The 13,426-nt window shown below is 73.2% G+C and carries 11 protein-coding genes; 4 read left to right on the top strand and 7 right to left on the bottom strand.

Going from position 1 to position 13,426, the window contains the following annotated elements:
- The first annotated feature begins 102 nt into the window (after window positions 1-102).
- Together ACFYU0_RS24230 and ACFYU0_RS24225 are read left to right on the top strand one after the other, a co-directional pair.
- Window positions 103-1,344, top strand: a complete 1,242-nt coding sequence (locus tag ACFYU0_RS24230) for a TOMM precursor leader peptide-binding protein (protein ID WP_389304086.1) — start codon at window positions 103-105, stop codon at window positions 1,342-1,344.
- Window positions 1,337-2,707 carry an ABC1 kinase family protein gene (locus ACFYU0_RS24225; protein WP_389304084.1) on the top strand — a complete coding sequence of 457 codons (1,371 nt, stop codon included), beginning with the start codon at window positions 1,337-1,339 and terminating at the stop codon, window positions 2,705-2,707. The genes ACFYU0_RS24230 and ACFYU0_RS24225 overlap by 8 nt, the downstream gene beginning before the upstream one ends.
- Before the next feature lie 103 nt (window positions 2,708-2,810).
- Here the strand turns inward: ACFYU0_RS24225 and ACFYU0_RS24220 are convergent, their stop codons facing one another.
- The 4 genes from ACFYU0_RS24220 to ACFYU0_RS24205 form a co-directional block, all read right to left on the bottom strand.
- Entirely contained in the window at window positions 2,811-3,134 is a 324-nt protein-coding gene (locus ACFYU0_RS24220) for a hypothetical protein (protein WP_351662542.1), read from the bottom strand.
- Complete coding sequence (locus tag ACFYU0_RS24215; protein ID WP_351662539.1) at window positions 3,131-3,499, bottom strand: WhiB family transcriptional regulator; 369 nt, start codon at window positions 3,497-3,499, stop codon at window positions 3,131-3,133. Before ACFYU0_RS24215 ends, ACFYU0_RS24220 begins: the two co-directional genes overlap by 4 nt.
- 175 nt (window positions 3,500-3,674) lie before the next feature.
- On the bottom strand, window positions 3,675-3,992 hold the full coding sequence (locus ACFYU0_RS24210; protein WP_351662536.1) for a hypothetical protein: 318 nt from the start codon (window positions 3,990-3,992) through the stop codon (window positions 3,675-3,677).
- A gap of 164 nt (window positions 3,993-4,156) precedes the next feature.
- Window positions 4,157-6,445, bottom strand: a complete 2,289-nt coding sequence (locus ACFYU0_RS24205; RefSeq protein ID WP_389304138.1) for an ATP-dependent DNA helicase UvrD2 — start codon at window positions 6,443-6,445, stop codon at window positions 4,157-4,159.
- A gap of 131 nt (window positions 6,446-6,576) precedes the next feature.
- Between ACFYU0_RS24205 and ACFYU0_RS24200 the strand changes: the two genes are divergently transcribed.
- Both ACFYU0_RS24200 and ACFYU0_RS24195 read left to right on the top strand, forming a co-directional pair.
- A complete protein-coding gene (locus tag ACFYU0_RS24200; protein ID WP_351662530.1) occupies window positions 6,577-6,834 on the top strand; it encodes a mycoredoxin in 258 nt (85 codons plus the stop codon).
- Between the two features lie 105 nt (window positions 6,835-6,939).
- Window positions 6,940-7,134 carry a hypothetical protein gene (locus ACFYU0_RS24195; RefSeq protein ID WP_351662527.1) on the top strand — a complete coding sequence of 65 codons (195 nt, stop codon included), beginning with the start codon at window positions 6,940-6,942 and terminating at the stop codon, window positions 7,132-7,134.
- A 64-nt stretch (window positions 7,135-7,198) separates the two neighbouring features.
- Here ACFYU0_RS24195 and nudC read toward each other — a convergent pair whose 3' ends face one another.
- From nudC to ACFYU0_RS24180, 3 genes are all read right to left on the bottom strand, one after another.
- The gene (gene nudC / locus ACFYU0_RS24190; protein ID WP_351662524.1) at window positions 7,199-8,143 is read right to left on the bottom strand and encodes an NAD(+) diphosphatase; all 945 of its coding nucleotides are present in this window, start codon (window positions 8,141-8,143) and stop codon (window positions 7,199-7,201) included.
- A gap of 164 nt (window positions 8,144-8,307) precedes the next feature.
- Window positions 8,308-9,711 carry a dipeptidase gene (locus tag ACFYU0_RS24185; RefSeq protein ID WP_389304080.1) on the bottom strand — a complete coding sequence of 468 codons (1,404 nt, stop codon included), beginning with the start codon at window positions 9,709-9,711 and terminating at the stop codon, window positions 8,308-8,310.
- A gap of 47 nt (window positions 9,712-9,758) precedes the next feature.
- Complete coding sequence (locus tag ACFYU0_RS24180; RefSeq protein WP_389304078.1) at window positions 9,759-13,385, bottom strand: UvrD-helicase domain-containing protein; 3,627 nt, start codon at window positions 13,383-13,385, stop codon at window positions 9,759-9,761.
- Between the last annotated feature and the right edge of the window lie 41 nt (window positions 13,386-13,426).

Here is a 13,426-nt window from a genome sequence, read left to right as displayed (position 1 = left end):
TGACCGACTTCACCGGCCCACGGGACACGGGACGCCCCGGCCATGGGACGTTTGCCTACCCGGGGAACAATTCAGGAGAATGCGACGGACACGGGGACTGTCATGCATCCGATGGTGAAACCCGCGCTGCGGCGCGGCTGGCGCGACCTCAACACCGTGCAGTTCGGGATGACCCCGGCGCACGCGATGACACTGGGACCGATGGACACGGCGACCGGCAGTTTCATGGACCTGCTCAACGGCACTCGCGGCCTGCCTCTGCTGCAGGACGAGGGCCGGCGTATAGACCTGCCGGAAGGCCAGGTCGACGCGCTGCTCGAGCGGCTGACCCGAGCCGGCCTGCTGGACGACACACGCGGCGGCGGACCGGCCGCGGACGCCCTGCGGGAGCGGACGGACGTCCTGGAGCGGCTGCGCCCCGACCTCGCCTCGCTGTCCCTGACCACTGCGGAACCGGGCGCCGCGCTCGCCCGGCTCGCCGCCCGCGGCTCGCTGCGCGTTCAGGTGAGAGGGGCGGGCCGGGTCGGGGCCGTGCTGGCGTCGGTGCTGTCGGGAGCCGGTGTCGGGGAGGTCGACGTGCGCGACGTGGGGCGTGTCGAGCCGTGGGACGTGGCCCCGGGCGGGCTCCCCGCCGACTCGCTGCGCGAACGCAGGCAGGACGCGGCGCGGGCGGCGGTCCGCCGCGCGGCCCCGGGCCGGCCCGCGCGCCGCACCCGCTCCGCTCGCGCCGCGGCCACCGCGGACGCCGCGGGCACCGGAACCGACGAGCCCGGTGTGTCCCTCGTGATCCTCGCCCCGCGGGACGACGTCGCGGTGCACGCACCGGACCCGTTCACCGCCGAACCGCTCATGGCCTCCGGCACGCCTCATCTGTACGCGGGGGTCGTCGAGGGCACGGGCGTCGTCGGGCCCCTCGTCCTGCCGGGCGGGACGGGCTGCACGGGCTGCATGCACCAGGCCCGCACGGACCGCGACCCGGTCTGGCCCCGGCTGGTCGCCCAGTGGCGCTCCGGCAACGCCCGCCGGGTGGGGGCGTGTGATCTGGCTCTCGCCACGGCGGTCGCCGGACTGGCCGCGGCCCACGCCCTCGCCTTCCTGGACGGGGAGTCACCGTCCAGCGCCGGCGCCCGCTGGGAGGCGTCCCTACCCGGTCTGACCTGGCACTCCCGGCCGATCCGGCCGCACCCGGCATGCGGATGCGGGGCGGCGGAGAGAGGTGTGGGGAAGCACTCCTCCACGGACGGGGAGCCGCGCGAGACAATGGCGGTGCGACGGCCGTCGCCGGAGCAACGACGCAAAGCAGGCGCGTTGCGGCCGACCGAGACTTGGAGGGCGCATGTCTGATCTTCCGCGCAAGGCGGTCACCCGTACCGCCAAGCTCGCCGCGCTCCCGCTCGGCTTCGCCGGCCGGGCGACCTGGGGGCTGGGCAAGCGGATAGTGGGCGAGTCAGCGGAGATCGTCGGCCGGGAACTGCAGCAGCGCACCGCGGAGCAGCTGTTCAAGGTCCTCGGCGAGCTCAAGGGCGGGGCCATGAAGTTCGGGCAGGCGATGTCCGTCTTCGAGTCCGCCCTGCCCGAGGAGATCGCCGGCCCCTACCGCGCCGCGCTCACCAAGCTCCAGGACGCGGCGCCGCCGATGCCGACCCGCACGGTGCACGCGGTGCTCGAGGAGCGGCTGGGAGCGGAGTGGCGCGAGCTGTTCCTGGAGTTCGAGGACAAGCCGGCGGCCGCGGCCTCCATCGGGCAGGTCCACCGCGCGGTGTGGCACGACGGCCGCGAGGTGGCGGTCAAGGTGCAGTACCCGGGCGCGGGAGAGGCCCTGCTGTCCGACTTGACCCAGCTCAGCCGCTTCGCGCGGCTGCTGGGGCCGCTGATCCCGGGCATGGACATCAAGCCGCTGATCGCGGAGATGCGGGACCGGGTCTCCGAGGAGCTGGACTACGCGCTGGAGGCGCAGGCCCAGCAGGCGCACGCGGACGAGTTCGCGGACGACCCGGACGTGGTGGTCCCGGCGGTGGTGCACCAGTGCGACCAGATCCTGGTCACGGAGTGGATCGACGGGATCCCGCTGTCGGAGATCATCAACGACGGCACCGAGGAGCAGCGCGACCGGGCCGGCCAGCTCCTGGCCCGCTTCCTCTTCTCCGGCCCGGCCCGCACCGGTCTGCTGCACGCCGATCCGCACCCGGGGAACTTCCGTCTGCTGCCCGGCGATCCGGACGGTGGCGGCGAGTGGCGCCTGGGCGTGCTGGACTTCGGCACCGTCGACCGGCTCCCGGGCGGCCTGCCCGAGCCGATAGGCGTCTCGCTGCGGATGACTCTCGACGGCGAGGCGGACCCGGTCTACGAGCTGCTGTGCACGGAGGGGTTCGTCAAGGAGTCCATAGAGCTGGACCCCGACGCGGTTCTCGACTACCTGCTGCCGATCATCGAACCGGCCCGGGTCGAGGCGTTCACCTTCACCCGCTCCTGGATGCGCAGCCAGGCCGCCCGCATCGCCGACGTCCGCTCCCCCGCCTACCAGCTGGGCAAGCAGCTCAATCTGCCGCCGGCCTACCTGCTGATCCACCGGGTGACGCTGAGCACCATCGGTGTGCTCTGCCAGCTCGGGGCCACGGTGCGGCTCCGTGAGGAGCTGGAGGAGTGGTTGCCCGGCTTCGTCCCGGCGGACGAACTGGACGAGGAGGAGCCGGCGGCCGAGGCGTAGTGCCGTGACGCACGGCGGGGGCCGGTCCGTTCGGACGGACCGGCCCCCGTGGTGAAGGCTTCGCCTCCCCGCACCGGGAGGCCACCGCTTCAGGTGTGCTGGATCACTGCATGACGGCCATGGCCAGCGCACGGCGGGCGCGCATCGAGGCGCGCTCCGCCCGGCGCTGCATGCGGCGGGCGGTCGCCACACGGGCGGCCCGGCGCTCCTGCTCGGCGCCTTGCAGCATGTCGTGCATATGCGCACGAGCCAGGGCTTCTGGGATGAGTTGCATCTCTCGGGTCCTGTTCTGACGCGAGTCGTTCGCGCCGGTGGTGGTGAAGTCTGGGGTCGCGGAGCCTGCGGGCTCGCTGGTGGACGGCTTCATCGGGGCCTGCTTCTTGGGGTCGTGCGTGAGGGGACGGTCGATGGTTCCTGTGATGTTCATGCTGTGACCGGGTTCTTGCGCGGGCGGCCACGCGGCCGCTTCCGGGCGACGACGACACCCTGGACGAACAGCTCGCCACCCCAGACGCCCCAGGGCTCACGCCGCTCCTTGGCCCCGGCGAGGCACGCCTCCATCAGCGGGCAGGTACGGCAGAGGGACTTGGCGTACTCGACGTCGGCCGGCGACTCGGCGAAGAAGACCTCGGGGTCGTAGGAACGGCAGGGGACGGGTACGCCGAGGTTCTCGATGGCGTCGTCGAGCGCGGTGAGCGCGGTGAGGGGGATCAAGGTGGGGTCCTCCGTGAGGCCGGGCGGGGGGATCGTTCGTGAAGGCGGTACTGACGGGGCGTGCGCTTCGAGTTGCACGGTTCGGTCTTCCTCGTCTGGTCGTTCCGGCCTGTTGACCGGGCGTCGGCTTGGTACCGGGTTCTGTTCCTGTCCCGAGGCCCCTTCGCTCCGTCGTCCCCGTTCGGGGAAAACAGAAGGGCCGCGGATCCCGGGTGGGGTTCCGCGGCCCTGAAGGCGCCGGCCTGATCGGCGATCAGGCTGGATCACTCCAGGGTTCTGGCCCACGGAAGGCCCACATCAGGTGGTGCTGCGTCGTCTGCTTCCGGAATCCGGCACCGGCCGCCGCAAAGGCATAGGCATGTGCCTGTGCCGCTACCGCTTCCAGTGCCTTCGTCGGTCGCTCATTGCGCTCACGGACGGGAAGGACCGCGAGAGCAGGGGAGGACGCCGGACGGACGGCACGAATGCCGGACAGACCGGTGCCCTGGTTCGAGGCGCCGAGCATGCACGTGGAGACGGCCGAGCGATCGGTCAGTTTGGCCGCGCTGATGTTGGTCTCGATGCTGATCACTGGACTCGCCTCCTCTCGGCGTCTTGGGGACCGGGGTGAACCGATCCGCACGGATATGCAAGTACAACACGGAGTCAGGACCTTGGAGAAGGCCGCCGCTTCCGTGCCTAGAACCTATGGGGATTGCCGGGGCATGCGCAAACTATTTTTTCGACGAGTTCGCATCAGTCGCGCCCGTCGTCCGCCCCGATCTCCCGACCTGCGCAGATGGCCAGAACATCGGCTCCATAACGCTGCAGCTTGCGGGCGCGGACACCGGGGATGCGGGAGAGTCCGGCGGGGTCCTCGGGGCACGCCTCGGCGATGGCCATCAGGGTGCGGTCGGTGAAGACGCAGAAGTCCGGCTGCCCGCTGCGCTCGGCCTGGACCGCGCGCCATTCGCGCAGCCGCTCGTAGAGCCCCTCGTCCATGTCGGAGGGGCAGTCCTCGCAGCGCATCAGTTTCATCTCACCGGCGTCGGTGAGGGTGCGGCCGCACACCCGGCAGCGGGCCACGGTGCGCTGGGTGCGCCGGGGGACGGCGGCCGGGGTGCGGGCGGCCGCGCCGCGCTCGATGCCGCCGCCTGCCGCTCCGGCGCCTGCGCGGGCGGCGGTGGCGGCGGTGCCGGGGCGCAGGCCGGCGAGGAAGCGGCTGGGCCTGCGGTTGGGCCGTCCGCCCGGTGCGCGGGACAGGGCCCAGGAGAGGTGGAGCCGCTCTCTGGCGCGGGTCACGCCGACGTAGAGGAGGCGGCGCTCCTCCTCGATCTGTTCGTCGGTCTTGGCGTAGGTGATCGGCATCATCCCCTCGGCGATGCCGACGAGGAAGACGGCGTCCCATTCCAGGCCCTTGGCCGCGTGCAGCGAGGCCAGGGTGACGCCCTGGACGGTCGGGGCGTGCTGGGCGCCCGCCCGCTCGTCCAGTTCGGCGACGAAGTCGCCGAGGGTGGCGCCGGGACGGGCGGCGGAGAAGTCGTGGGCGAGGTTGACCAGGGCGGCCAGGGACTCCCAGCGCTCCCGGACGGCGCCGGAGCCGGCCGGCGGCGCACTGGTCCAGCCCTCCCCCGACAGCACGGCGCGTACCTGCGAGGGCAGGTCGACGACGTCGTCCAGCAGGGAGTCGTTGCCGCCGAAGCGGGCCGCGCCGCGCAGGGCCACGCCCGCCTTGCGGACCTCGGGCCGGTCGAAGAACCGTTCGGCGCCGCGCAGCTGGTAGGGCACTCCGGCGTCGGCGAGGGCCTGCTCGTAGGTCTCGGACTGGGAGTTCGTACGGAACAGGACGGCGATCTCGGAGGCCGGGACGCCGGCGTCGATGAGCTCGCGGATACGCCGGGCGGCGCCTTCGGCCTCGGCGGGCTCGTCCGTGTACTCGCTGTAGACGGGCTCGGGTCCGGGCGCCCGCTGGGAGACCAGTTCCAGCCGGTGGTCGGCGGCGCGGCCGCGGGCCTGGGTGAGCAGACCGTTGGCCAGGTGGACCACCTGGGGGGTGGAGCGGTAGTCGCGGATCAGTTTGACGACGGTGGCGCGCGGGTGGCGGGTGCGGAAGTCGAGGAGGTGGTCGGGCGTTGCTCCGGTGAACGAGTAGATCGTCTGGCTGGCGTCCCCGACGACGCAGAGGCTGTCGCGGTCGCCGAGCCAGAGTTCCAGCAGCCGCTGCTGCAGCGGACTGACGTCCTGGTACTCGTCGACGACGAAGTGCTGGTACTGGGCGCGTACCTGATCGGCGATGTCGTGCCGGTCCTGAAGGACGGCGACGGTCAGCAGCAGGACGTCCTCGAAGTCGATGACCGCGCGGTTCCGCTTGAGGTCCTCGTAGGCCGCGTAGACGTGGGCGATCTCCGCCTGGTCGCGCGGGGCCTCCCGGCCGGCCTTCGCGGCCGCGTACGCGTAGTCGGCGGGGACCGTCTGGGTGACCTTGGACCATTCGATCTCGGCGGTGACGTCGCGCAGCTCGCCCCGGTCGAGGCGGAGGTTGCAGGCGGCGGCCGCTTCGGCGACGAGCTGGATCTTGCGGTCGACGAGCCGGGGCATGGAGCCGCCGACGGCTTTCGGCCAGAAGTACTGGAGCTGCCTCAGGGCCGCGGAGTGGAAGGTGCGGGCCTGGACGCCCTGGGCGCCGAGCTGGCGCAGACGCCCGCGCATCTCTCCGGCGGCGCGGTTGGTGAAGGTGACGGCGAGCACGCTGGACGGCTGGAGGATGCCTGCCCGGACCCCGTAGGCGATGCGGTGGGTGATCGCCCGGGTCTTGCCGGTGCCCGCTCCGGCCAGGACGCACACCGGTCCGTGCAGGGCCGTGGCCACCTCGCGCTGCTCGGGGTCCAGCCCTTCGAGCACCGCGTCGGCCGTGTCCGGTACCTGCGGGAAGAGGGTGGAGTGCGTTGCTGCTGTCACATTGCCATGCTGCCAGGTCGCCCGGGACCACCGTGCCGGTTGTCCACAGGCGGGGGCCCGCGGTCGTACCAATGCGGCAGGTGTCACGGACACGGGTGGGACGCCGGGCCCCGTGAGCGGCCGCACGGCGGCCCCCGGCCGGGCGGGGAATGCCCGCCCTCTCCCTCGCGTTCTCTCCCTGGACGACCTTCCCGAGCTGCCTGAGGAGCGCGAGAGACATGCAGGGCACTGTGACGATGTACAGCACGACTTGGTGTGGCTACTGCCGTCGGCTGAAGAGCCAGATGGACCGGGAGGGCATCGCGTACACCGAGATCAACATCGAGCAGGACCCGGCGTCCGCGGCCTTCGTGGAGAAGGCGAACGGCGGGAACCAGACCGTCCCGACCGTCCAGGTGGTTCCCTCCGGCGGTGGCACGGAGGTCGTGATGACGAACCCGAGCCTCGCCCAGGTGAAGCAGGCGCTCGGCGCCTGACCCTCGCTTCACAAGCCCCCGACGGCTTCCACGGCCGCTCGGGGGTTTCGTGTGTCGCCCTCCGCGCCGATCTGATTGTCAGACCCCAGGGCTACCGTGCGCGGCATGGACATGAACGACCCGCAGGACGTGGCCGCCGCGTTCTGGGCGCAGATCCTCGGCTTCACGATCAGCGAGGAGCCGCCCCCGCCCGACTCCCCGCTCGGCCGCATCGAGCGGTTCGCCGCTGAGCACGGATACGACGCGCTCAGGGACGAGCACTTCGAGGCCGCGAGGGAGGGGCGCCCCCTGCTCCCCTGACACGACGCGACCCCGCCTGCCTCGACGGGCCGACGGGGTCGTGGACGGTGGCCCGCCCGCTGCCTCAGACGAAGCTGCGCGTCGGCAGCGGCATGCCGTACCACATCTCGATCAGGCGGGCGGCGATGGAGATGCCGTAGGGCGGCAGCACCTCGCCGGTCTCGAAGGCGGTGCGCAGCTCGTCGCGGGAGAACCAGCGGGCCTCGTGGATCTCGTCGCCGTCGACGTTGATCTCGGTGGAGGTGGCGCGGGCCATGAAGCCGAGCATGAGGCTGGACGGGAAGGGCCAGGGCTGGCTGGCGACGTACTCGACCGGGCCGACGTGGACGCCGACCTCCTCGAAGACCTCGCGGCGCACGGACTGCTCGATGGACTCGCCGGGCTCGACGAAGCCGGCGAGCGTGGAGAAGCGGCCCTCGGGCCAGTGGACCTGCCGGCCGAGCAGGATCCGGTCCTCCTCGTCGGTGACGGCCATGATCACCGCCGGGTCGGTGCGTGGGTAGTGCTCGGCGCCGCAGGCCTGGCAGCGGCGGATGTGACCGGCGGCGGCGATGACCGTCCGTTCGCCGCAGCGGGAGCAGAAGCGGTGGGTGCGCTGCCAGTTCTCCAGGCCGACGGCGTGCACCATGAGGCCCGCGTCCCGCGGCGACAGCAGCAGTCCGGCCTCGCGCAGGCCGGCGGGGCGGGCGGACTGGTCGATACGGCCGGGCAGGGCGTCCTTCTGCAGCGCGAAGTAGCTGACGCCCTCCGCGTCGTTGCCGAGGAAGTAGCGGTGGGCCTCGGTGAGCGGCGCCTCGAAGGACGGGGTCATGACGAGTTCGGTGCGTCCGTCGGGCGTCTCGTCGATGAGGACCTGGCCGCCGGAGACCACGAAGCAGCGGGTCGTGGGGTGGCTCCACGCCGCCGCGAGCCAGGCTTCGTCGAGCCGGTGGTGGGCGGCGCGGTCGATGCCGCTCGGGGCGGTCAGCGAGACGGGGCGGTCGGCGGTTTGGTCGGTCCAGGTGGTCACGGGTGCTTCCAACTCCCCCAGAGCAAGGTGCAACGGTTCGTTTCGGCGGGTGGTTCGGCGGACGTGGGGCGTGCGGGCACCGGGCCGGGGCGCGGGCGGGGCGTGCGGGCGGTACGTCCAGTGTGCCCCGCGCGCGGTGCCGTCCCTTGCGGCGCCTGCCGGGGTCAGGGGGCGTGCCGCCAGTTCCCGGCGAGGTCGCCCCACAGGTAGGCGCTGGTCTCGACGCCCTTGAGGAGGAGGTCGAGCTCCACCTTCTCGTTGGGGGCGTGCCAGCCGTCGGAGGGGACGGAGATGCCGAGGAAGAGGACGGGGGCGCCGAGGACCTCCTGGAGGTCGGCGGCGGGTCCCGAGCCGCCCTCGCGGGTGTAGCGGACCGGCCCTTCGAAGGCGCGGCTCATGGCGCGCACGACGGACTGCAGCGCGGGGTGGTCGAGGGGGGTGAGGCAGGGGCGGGTGGCGGAGCCGAAGTCGATCTCGTACCGGATGCCGGCGGGCACCTGCTCGGCGGCCCAGGCGCGGACGGCCTTCTCGACGTGGTCCGGGTCCTGGCCCGCGACCAGGCGGAAGGAGAGCTTCACCACGGCGGAGGACGGGATGATCGTCTTGCTGCCGGGGCCCTGGTAGCCGCCGCCGATGCCGTTGACCTCGGCGGTGGGGCGGGCCCAGATGCGTTCCAGGGTGGTGTGTCCGGCCTCGCCGTGGGCGGCGCGCGACTTGGCGGTGCGCAGCCATGTCGCCTCGTCGAAGGGGAGCTGGGCGAACAGCTCGCGCTCGCGGTCGGTCAGCTCGACGATGCCGTCGTAGAAGCCGGGGACGGCCACGCGCGCGTGCTCGTCGTGCAGGGCGGCGACCAGCCGGGCCGCTGCGATGGCGGGGTTGGGCACGGCGCCGCCGAAGGAGCCGGAGTGGATGTCCTGGTCGGGGCCGTGGAGGCGGATCTCGCACTCGGCGAGGCCGCGCATCCCGGTGCAGACGGTCGGGGTGTCCTCGGACCACATGCCGGTGTCCGAGACGATGACGGCGTCGGCGGCGAGCCGTTCGGCCCGCTCCTCCACGAGGGCGCGGAAGTGCGGCGAGCCGGATTCCTCCTCGCCCTCGATCAGCAGCTTGAGGTTGACCGCGGGGGCGGTGCGGCCGGTGGCGGCGAGGTGGGCGCGGACCCCGAGTGTGTGGAAGAACACCTGGCCCTTGTCGTCGGCGGCCCCGCGCGCGTGGAGGCGGTTTCCGCGGACGACGGGCTCGAACGGCTCGCTGTCCCAGCCGTCCTCGCGGGCGGCGGGCTGCACGTCGTGGTGGCCGTAGACGAGGACGGTGGGGGCCTCGGGGTCGCCGGAGGGCCATTCGGCGAAGACGGCCGGGGCGCCCGGGGTCGGCCAGACCTCGGCGGTCGGGAACCCGGTCTCCGCCAGCTTGGCGGCGAGCCATTCGGCGCTGCGCCGTACATCGGAGGCGTGCTCGGGCTGGGCCGACACGGAGGGGATGCGCAGCCAGGCGGTGAGGTCGTCGAGGAAGGCGGCGCGGTGCTCTTCGATGTACGTGCGGACGGCGCTGTCCGGGGTCTGGCTCATGCTCACGAGCCTATCGGCCCGCGGGGGCATCCTCGGCGGGCTCTTCGTCACACTCGGGCGCTCCAGGCCGTCTCGCGCGGGTGGTCCGGGCGCTCGTCGGTGAGCAGCCGTTCCAGGGCGGCGCGGTCCGGCAGGGCCTCGGGGTGCACGACCTCGCCGGTGCGCACGTAGAGGAAGGCGGCCGTGACCGACTCGGGCGGTACGCCCTGCTGCTCGGCCCAGGCGAGCCGGTACACGGCGAGCTGGAGGGGGTCGGCGGTGTGGGCGCGGTGGGTCTTCCAGTCGACGATCTCGTAGGTGGTCCGGTCGCCGTCGCGGTGCCTGTAGACGGCGTCGATGCGGCCGCGTACGACCCGGCCGGCGAGGGTGAGCTGGAAGGGGGCCTCGATCCGGTAGGGGGTGCGGTGGGCGTACTCGGTGCGTTCGAAGGCCTCCTTGAGGGCTTCGAGGTCGCGCTCGTCGGTGATCTCGGCATCGCTGCCGGGCAGCTCGTCCGGTTCGAGCATGGGCAGGGTGAGTGCCTCGAAGCGGGCCTCGACCCAGGCGTGGAAGCGGGTGCCCCGGCGTGCGGCGGGTCGCGGAGGGTGGGGCATGGGGCGCGCGAGTTCCTGTGCGAGCCCGTCGGGGTCCTGGGCGAGGCGCATGAGCTGGGTCGCGGTGAGGGTGGCCGGCAGGGGGACGTCGGTGATGCCGCGGCGGGCCCGCAGCAGCTCGCCGGTGAGCGCGTCGAGGTCGCGGTCCCAGGAGGCGATGGCGCGGGCCTCCTCGGGTGTGACACGGATCTCGTCCGAGGCGCGGGGTGCGGGGTCCGCCGGTTCGCCGGGGTGGGTGTGCGCGCGCCGGTGCGTGCGCTCGTCGGGGGCGGGCGCCTGGTGGGGCACGGCCGGCCGCTCGGCGGTCCAGGAGTCCCAGCCGCCGGGCTCGCCGGGGGCGAGCGCCGGCTCGTCGGGGGAGAAGCCGGCCTCGTGGGGCATGTCGTCGTACGGGTCCTCGCCGTACGGGAGGTCCTCCTCGTAGGCGGTCTCCTCGTCGTACGGGAAGTCCTCGTCGTCCGGAGGTGTCGGCCAGTCCGGGTCGTCGACGGTGCCGGAGCCGTGGTCGGCGGGCGGCCGGGCGGCCAGGGCGTCCAGGTGGGCGCGGACGGTCCCGGCGGCCGCGCGGCGCCGGGCCAGGGCGGTGTCGTCCAGCGGCAGCGGCCACGCCTGTTCGGCGCCGGCCGTGTGCAGCGCCGGGTTCTCCTCGTCCTCGGCGGGCTCGTCGGCCCAGGCCTCGATCTCGCCGTGGCCGGCGGCGCAGTGGTCGTACAGGGCTTGGAGGAAGTCGGAGGGCCCGCGCGGCTTCTTCTGGCTGGGCCCCCACCAGTGGCCGGAGCCGAGGAGCAGGGAGCGGGGGCGGGTGAAGGTGACGTATCCGAGGCGGAGTTCCTCGGTGTGCTGGTGCTCCTTCATCGCCTCGTGGAAGGCCCTCAAGCCCCGGGAGTCCCAGGACCCGACGTCGGGGAGGGTGTCGGCGTCGCCGCGCAGGACATGGGGCAGCACCTTGGCCTGCGCGGTCCACTTCTCGCGGCCCTGGGCGCTCGGGAAGGTGCCGCTCACCAGCCCGGGGACCACCACGACGTCCCACTCCAGGCCCTTGGACTTGTGCGCGGTGAGCACCTTGACGGTGTTCTCGCCGCCGGGCAGGGCGTTGTCGAGGCCCTTCTCGTACTGGGCGGCGGTGCGCAGGTAGCCGAGGAAGGCCAGCAGGGTGGCCTCGCCGTCGCCGGCCGCGAAGGAGGCGGCGATGTCGAGGAAGTTGGACAGGGTCTCGCGGCGGCGGGCGGCGAGCGCGTGCGGGGAGGCGGACAGCTCCACCTCCAGGCCGGTGACGGCGAGGACGCGGTGCAGGACGTCCATGAGCGGGTCGGACAGCGAGCGGCGCAGGTCCCGGAGCTCCGCGGCGAGGCGGGCGAAGCGCACGCGCGCGTCCGCTGAGAACGGCAGTGCGTCGTCGTCCCGGTCGTCCTCGCGCAGCGGCGACTCCAGGAACGTGTCCAGGGCGTCGGCGAGCGATATCACCTCGGAGGGGTCGGTTCCCTCGACGGCCTCGGCGAGCCTGCGGTCGGGGTCGTCGGCGCCGTCCCCGCGCGCGTGGGCGACCAGCAGGCGGGCGCGGCGGCCGAGGAGGGCCAGGTCGCGGGGCCCGATGCGCCAGCGGGGACCGGTGAGCAGGCGGACGAGGGAGGCGTTGGCCCCGGGGTCCTGGAGGACTTCGCAGACGGCGACGAGATCGGCGACCTCGGGCAGGTGCAGCAGCCCGGAGAGCCCGACCACCTCGACGGGTACGTCACGCGCGACGAGGGCGCCCTGGATCTCGGCGAAGTCGGTGGCCGTGCGGCACAGCACGGCGATCTCGCCGGGCGCCCTGCCGGTGCGGACGAGGTGGGCGACGGAGTCGGCGATCCATTCGGTCTCCTCGGCGTGGGTGCGCAGCAGGGCACAGCGGACCGTGCCGTCGTGCTCGGCGCCGGGGGCCGGGCGCAGGGCCTCCACGCCCGCGTGCATGGCGCGCAGCGGTTCGGCGAGGCCGTTGGCGAGATCGAGGAGACGGCCGCCGCTGCGGCGGTTCTCGCTGAGCGCCTGGCGGGTGGCGGGGCGGCCGTCGCCGCGCGCGAAGTGGTCGGGGAAGTCGTCGAGGTTGGCGACGGAGGCGCCGCGCCAGCCGTAGATGGCCTGGCAGGGGTCGCCGACGGCGGTCACGGGATGGCCGGTGCCGCCGCCGAACAGGCCCGAGAGCAGGACGCGCTGGGCGACGGAGGTGTCCTGGTACTCGTCCAGGAGCACGACGCGGAACTCCTCGCGCAGCAGGCGTCCCACCTCGGGGACGCCGGCGAGACGCGCGGACAGCGCGATCTGGTCGCCGAAGTCGAGCAGGTCGCGTTCGCGTTTGGCGGCCCGGTAGCGCAGGACGAGGCCGGCGAGCTCCCGGCGGGCGGCCGCGGTTTCGGGGACCTTGCGCAGATCGGCGTTGGTGAGCTTGGCGCCGGCCAGGGTGTGCAGCAGGCCGGTGTCCCAGGCGCGCAGTTCCTCCGGCTCGACGAGGTGTTCGGCGAGTTCGGAGTCGAGGGTGAGCAGATCGCTGACGAGGTCGGCGAAGGAGCGGGTGAGCGCGGGGTAGGGGCCCGGGGCCTCGCGCAGCACGCGCGCGGCGAGCTGGTAGCGGGTGGCGTCGGCGAGCAGCCGGGAGGTGGGTTCGAGACCGATGCGCAGGCCGTGGTCGGTCAGCAGCCGGCCGGCGAAGGCGTGGTAGGTCGAGATGACCGGCTCGCCCGGCGGGTTCTCCGGGTCCGGCCACGCGGGGCCGGCGGGCGCGGCCGGCGAGGGGTGGAGGCCGGGCGCCGGGAGGGCGTCGGGGTCGGTGACGCCGGCCTTGATCAGCGCCGTGCGGACGCGTTCGGCGAGTTCGCCCGCGGCCTTGTTGGTGAAGGTCAGGCCGAGCACCTGCTCGGGGGCGACCTGGCCGGTGCCGACCAGCCAGACCACGCGGGCCGCCATCACCGTGGTCTTGCCCGAGCCGGCTCCGGCCACGATCACCTGCGGGGCGGGCGGCGCGGTGATGCAGGCCGTCTGCTCCGGGGTGAACGGGATGCCGAGGAGCTCTTTGAGCTGCTCGGGGTCGGTGATACGGGCGGGCATGTCGTCAGAGGCTAGCGGCGAGCACTGACAACCGGGACCGC

It is taken from the genome of Streptomyces sp. NPDC003720, from assembly GCF_042875075.1.
Classification (GTDB): domain Bacteria; phylum Actinomycetota; class Actinomycetes; order Streptomycetales; family Streptomycetaceae; genus Streptomyces.
This window is presented reverse-complemented; position numbering and strand designations above follow the sequence as displayed.